The 3,794-nt window shown below is 39.6% G+C and carries 7 protein-coding genes and 2 pseudogenes; 3 read left to right on the forward strand and 6 right to left on the reverse strand.

The features are described from left to right. Window positions 1-197, reverse strand: a pseudogene (locus ACFIK4_RS00880) (hypothetical protein); the annotation flags it as partial. 49 nt (window positions 198-246) lie between these two features. Here ACFIK4_RS00880 and ACFIK4_RS00885 point away from each other — a divergent pair. The 3 genes from ACFIK4_RS00885 to ACFIK4_RS00895 all read left to right on the forward strand — a co-directional run bounded on the left by ACFIK4_RS00885 (window position 247) and on the right by ACFIK4_RS00895 (window position 964). Beyond that, a complete protein-coding gene (locus ACFIK4_RS00885; RefSeq protein WP_375674586.1) occupies window positions 247-519 on the forward strand; it encodes a toxin HicA in 273 nt (90 codons plus the stop codon). Continuing rightward, window positions 509-775 (forward strand): type II toxin-antitoxin system HicB family antitoxin, encoded by a 267-nt coding sequence (locus ACFIK4_RS00890; protein ID WP_375674588.1) that lies wholly within the window; start codon window positions 509-511, stop codon window positions 773-775. Before ACFIK4_RS00885 ends, ACFIK4_RS00890 begins: the two co-directional genes overlap by 11 nt. A 42-nt stretch (window positions 776-817) precedes the next feature. Next, entirely contained in the window at window positions 818-964 is a 147-nt protein-coding gene (locus ACFIK4_RS00895) for a CopG family antitoxin (RefSeq protein WP_375674590.1), read from the forward strand. A gap of 45 nt (window positions 965-1,009) precedes the next feature. Here the strand turns inward: ACFIK4_RS00895 and ACFIK4_RS00900 are convergent, their stop codons facing one another. From ACFIK4_RS00900 to ACFIK4_RS00920, 5 genes and pseudogenes are all read right to left on the reverse strand, one after another. Beyond that, window positions 1,010-1,288: a hypothetical protein gene (locus ACFIK4_RS00900; protein WP_006589100.1), complete on the reverse strand. Its 279-nt coding sequence runs from the start codon at window positions 1,286-1,288 to the stop codon at window positions 1,010-1,012. Further along, window positions 1,285-2,004 (reverse strand): Rha family transcriptional regulator, encoded by a 720-nt coding sequence (locus ACFIK4_RS00905; RefSeq protein WP_375674592.1) that lies wholly within the window; start codon window positions 2,002-2,004, stop codon window positions 1,285-1,287. Before ACFIK4_RS00905 ends, ACFIK4_RS00900 begins: the two co-directional genes overlap by 4 nt. Window positions 2,005-2,291: 287 nt before the next feature. After that, a pseudogene (locus ACFIK4_RS00910) lies at window positions 2,292-2,819 on the reverse strand (Rha family transcriptional regulator); the annotation flags it as partial. A 314-nt stretch (window positions 2,820-3,133) separates the two neighbouring features. Beyond that, window positions 3,134-3,487, reverse strand: coding sequence for a hypothetical protein (locus ACFIK4_RS00915; RefSeq protein ID WP_375674594.1), 354 nt, complete (start codon window positions 3,485-3,487; stop codon window positions 3,134-3,136). Window position 3,488: 1 nt separating this feature from the next. Next, on the reverse strand, window positions 3,489-3,794 hold a 306-nt coding region (locus ACFIK4_RS00920; protein ID WP_375674596.1), incomplete at its 5' end, for a major capsid protein.

Genomic DNA, 3,794 nt, shown 5'->3' on the forward strand with positions numbered 1-3,794 from the left:
AGCGTTAAAACACGCCGCCTTATTCCATAATCATAGCCATCTTCAATCGTTTCACTTTGTGTTGAGATATTAATTGCAGGCGTGTTCTCAACGGAAAAGTTGAAATCACGCATATTGAAAACATTGTCACCAGCTGCCGTCTTTGCTGCCTTTATCAAAGCAACAAAACTTTCCCTTATCGTCTCTCTCGGATGCATGGGGGCTCCTGTCCAATTAAGTGTATAAAATGATTGACTAGGATTAATAATGATACTATTATTGATTATGAACAATAAAGTTGAAAAAATAATCAGCTTGATGAAAGTGTCACCAAAGAACATCAAGTTTTCAGATTTGTTGGCTGTATGTGTCTATTTCTTTGGAGAACCGCGGAACAATGGTACAAGCCACTTTGTTTTTAAAACACCGTGGCTTGGTGATCCTCGTGTGAATATTCAAAAAGATTCTGGTAACAAAGCAAAAGCTTATCAAGTCAAACAAGTCTTACAAGCGATAGAAAGGATGAAACATGAACAATAATCATTATACATATCGTGTTTTGTGGTCGCAAGAAGATGAGGAATATGTCGGATTGTGTGCAGAATTCCCATCCCTTTCATGGTTAGATGCTCAAGCAGAGAAAGCTTTAAAAGGNGAAGTTCCTGTGCCTTTGTCACATGGTAAATACAGTGGTAAGTTTCAATTAAGAATACCACCAGAACTCCATAGAAAACTTGCAATACAAGCCGCTGAAAATGGTGTGAGTTTAAACAGATACATTTCTTCTAAACTTTGAATCTTTTAAAATTCTATACACATCAAAAGAAATTTAATTTTTATGAAAACCTCTAAATTAAAACAAATGCCCGTTTTTAAGACGGATAAAGAAGCAGAAAACTTTGTCGATACTGCAGATCTTACAGATTATGACTTAACTGGTTTTAAGCCTATTCATTTCGAATTCTTACCTAAAGAAGTCTCTTGACCACTCCCCATCTTAAGAACGGGGAGGGGAGTTCTATTTTTTTAATTAAGCAACCTTTTTAATGGGGTTGTCTAAATTTGGTTCATAAGTTCGCAACAAAGAATCCATACGATGTGGAAGTTCTGAAGCTCCAAAATCTGTCAAAATTGCCAAGATTTTTGTAATATTGGGCACGTCATCTTGAAGCTTTAAAACCAGAGCATCTACGACCGATTCCATTACCTCAACTATAGCATTGCAGTCCTCATCTCCAATGCCTCGATGATTAGAAAGCTTAAACAATGCCATCCATAAATCGCACAAAAAATCGACACTGCTATTCATTGCACACCCCCAAAGATTTGTTCTCTCAAACATGCCAATCCTCTGGATGTGATTTTCGTTGAAGGCAGCACCTTTTCTGTTCCATCTGGTCTTTGAATGGTGATAGCAGGGCAGTCCATAAAGCCTTTCTTGATCTTATCCTGATAAGGCAACAGAGGCGTCCCTGGAGCCCGTCGATACACCCAGTCATGTTTACGCAAGTAATCGGTTAAGTCCTTTGGTCGTACTTCAAGCATTTTCGCTGCTTCGATAAGACCGAACAAACCATCAGAACGCTTTAAACCATCCAAAGCTTTTGCTTTTGGTGCTAATTCAGCAATAACATGATCTTTCTGCTCAATTTGACTTTGTAGGTGATTCAAAACACCAAGTAATGCCTCAGGTTTCGAATAGTCAACTTGTGGTGTTGTTACTTGTCTTTCCAATTCTTGCCAGCGGTCAATAATCTTTGCTCGTAAAGCAGTGCTGTAACCCGAAACAAGAATTAAACACTCACGTTTGGGAAGATTGTAGCAAGGAAGGGTACGACCTGTGGAATCTTTATATAATCCTGAAAAATCACTCAGCTCAATTTTGAGCTCAGTGAGTATTTGCCGAATATCCCGCATAACATTCCGATGTTCTTTACCACATAATTCAGCAATCTCACGACTAGACATAGTCTGAGTGCTAACACTATTAGCAGTGTTTTCTCTAATTTCTATAAGTGTGTTCATGATGAACTCCTGTGTAGTTAGAAGTTTCTTATTGACATTCCAGAGGAATGCCGGGTGCTAAGAAACACGGTACACAGTCCGTCGCTATGCTTTTCCCAAAAGGGTATTTTATGGCACAGCCACACCCGACAAAACCATTATATGCGTGTAACATATAACGAGTCAAAGTTTTTAATTGGCGGAGAAGAGATTGTTTCGGCAATCTATCCGCTGTGTATTTAAAGTGTTTCTTAGGCACCTGATTCGATTATTCACATTGTCGCCACAATGTCAAGTGGCAATGTAATGTTTTTATAAAAGTAATCGGTTAAGTCCTTTGGTCTTACTTCCAACATCTTTGCTGCTTCTATCAAACCGAACAACCCATCAGAACGCTTTAAACCATCAAGTGCTTTTGCTTTTGGTGCTAATTCAGCGATAACATGATCTTTCTGCTCTATTTGGCTTTGTAAGTGATTCAAGACACCAAGTAATGCTTCGGGTTTAGAGTAGTCAACTTGTGGTGTTGCTACTTGCTTTTCCAATTCTTGCCAACGGTCAATGATTTTAGCACGTAAAGCAGTACTGTAACCAGATACGAGAATTAAACATTCGCGCTTGGGTAAATTATAACAAGGGCGTGTTTTTCCTTGTTCATCAATATAACTGCTTAAAAACTTAGCCGGCTCAAATTTGAGCTCGCTAAATATTTGTTTAATGTCTCGCATAACATTTTTATGCTTCTTACTACATACTCCCGCAATTTCAATGCTAGACATAGTCTGAGTGGTAGCACCATTAGTAGCACTTCCTTTAATTTCTATAAGAGTGTTCATGAGAACTCCTTATCGTTAGATGTTTTTCATTGACACTCTAAAGAGAGTGCCGGGCGCTGAAAAACACGGCGATAAGTCCGTCGTTACACTTTCCCCGCAAAGGTATTGTATAGTGTAACCACACCCGACAAAACCACTATATGCTACAAAGCATGTGATGAGTCAAAGTTTTTAAATTTCGGCGGGAGGAGATTATTTCGGTAATCCATCCGCTTATCGTTCGGTGTTTTTCAGGCACCTAGTTCAACAATAGACACATTGTTGCCATATTGTCAAGGGGTGACTTTACCTTTTTAAAATAAATAAGCGTATCTTTACTTTAGCTCCCGCAAGATAAGCTTATACATACCGGATTCTGAAGCTTGGACATCTGTAACAGTGAAGTGTTCTTGAGAAGAGGGGGCTTTGTTATTTTCAGGTGAGATGATCACAATACTATCTTGAGGTTTTGGTGGTATTCCCCCGATATCATTGATACAAACATCAAGTTCCTTTTTTGCGATTGTCGTGGGGATTCTGCCTCCAGCTTCCGATTCCGAATGTTTAATGGTGTAAATCGCTGTAATCCGAAACGATTGTTGATTGTCTTTTCTGGTGTAGATGACGGGCTGCCCAAAGGTGTTACACACGTCTTTAACCATTTGGTTTAGCAGCCCGTTCCACCGCATGTTATTTCGCTCCAATCACTGCTTTAAACAGCATTTCAGGGCGTGTGCAAATGTAAAGCGGATAGCTGTAGACCTCCGGTTTTACCCATGCATTACGGTCGTTATCAACGATCAACATGGTGTAGAGAGGTTTTCCAACCGTGTTGGCAAAATCCAAGCTTTCACCAGGAGCAAAGGTTTTTTGGAAGACACCAGGCGCATCAACAGGAAAGAATTGACATTCATCCGGCTTAATGCCTATGGCGCGCTTTGTTCCAGCCTTCGCACTCACATTATAGTTGTGAATACTCCGGTAATTAATGAAAGT

It is taken from the genome of Bartonella sp. AP9QHHD, assembly GCF_042195625.1.
GTDB lineage: Bacteria > Pseudomonadota > Alphaproteobacteria > Rhizobiales > Rhizobiaceae > Bartonella.

What these genes read in the sequence shown, in the direction of transcription:
- ACFIK4_RS00915 (WP_375674594.1), bottom strand. Translation starts at nt 3,487, where the DNA reads ATGCGGTGGAACGGGCTGCTAAACCAAATGGTTAAAGACGTGTGTAAC.
- ACFIK4_RS00885 (WP_375674586.1), top strand. Translation starts at nt 247, where the DNA reads ATGATACTATTATTGATTATGAACAATAAAGTTGAAAAAATAATCAGC.
- ACFIK4_RS00905 (WP_375674592.1), bottom strand. Translation starts at nt 2,004, where the DNA reads ATGAACACACTTATAGAAATTAGAGAAAACACTGCTAATAGTGTTAGC.
- ACFIK4_RS00900 (WP_006589100.1), bottom strand. Translation starts at nt 1,288, where the DNA reads ATGAATAGCAGTGTCGATTTTTTGTGCGATTTATGGATGGCATTGTTT.
- ACFIK4_RS00895 (WP_375674590.1), top strand. Translation starts at nt 818, where the DNA reads ATGAAAACCTCTAAATTAAAACAAATGCCCGTTTTTAAGACGGATAAA.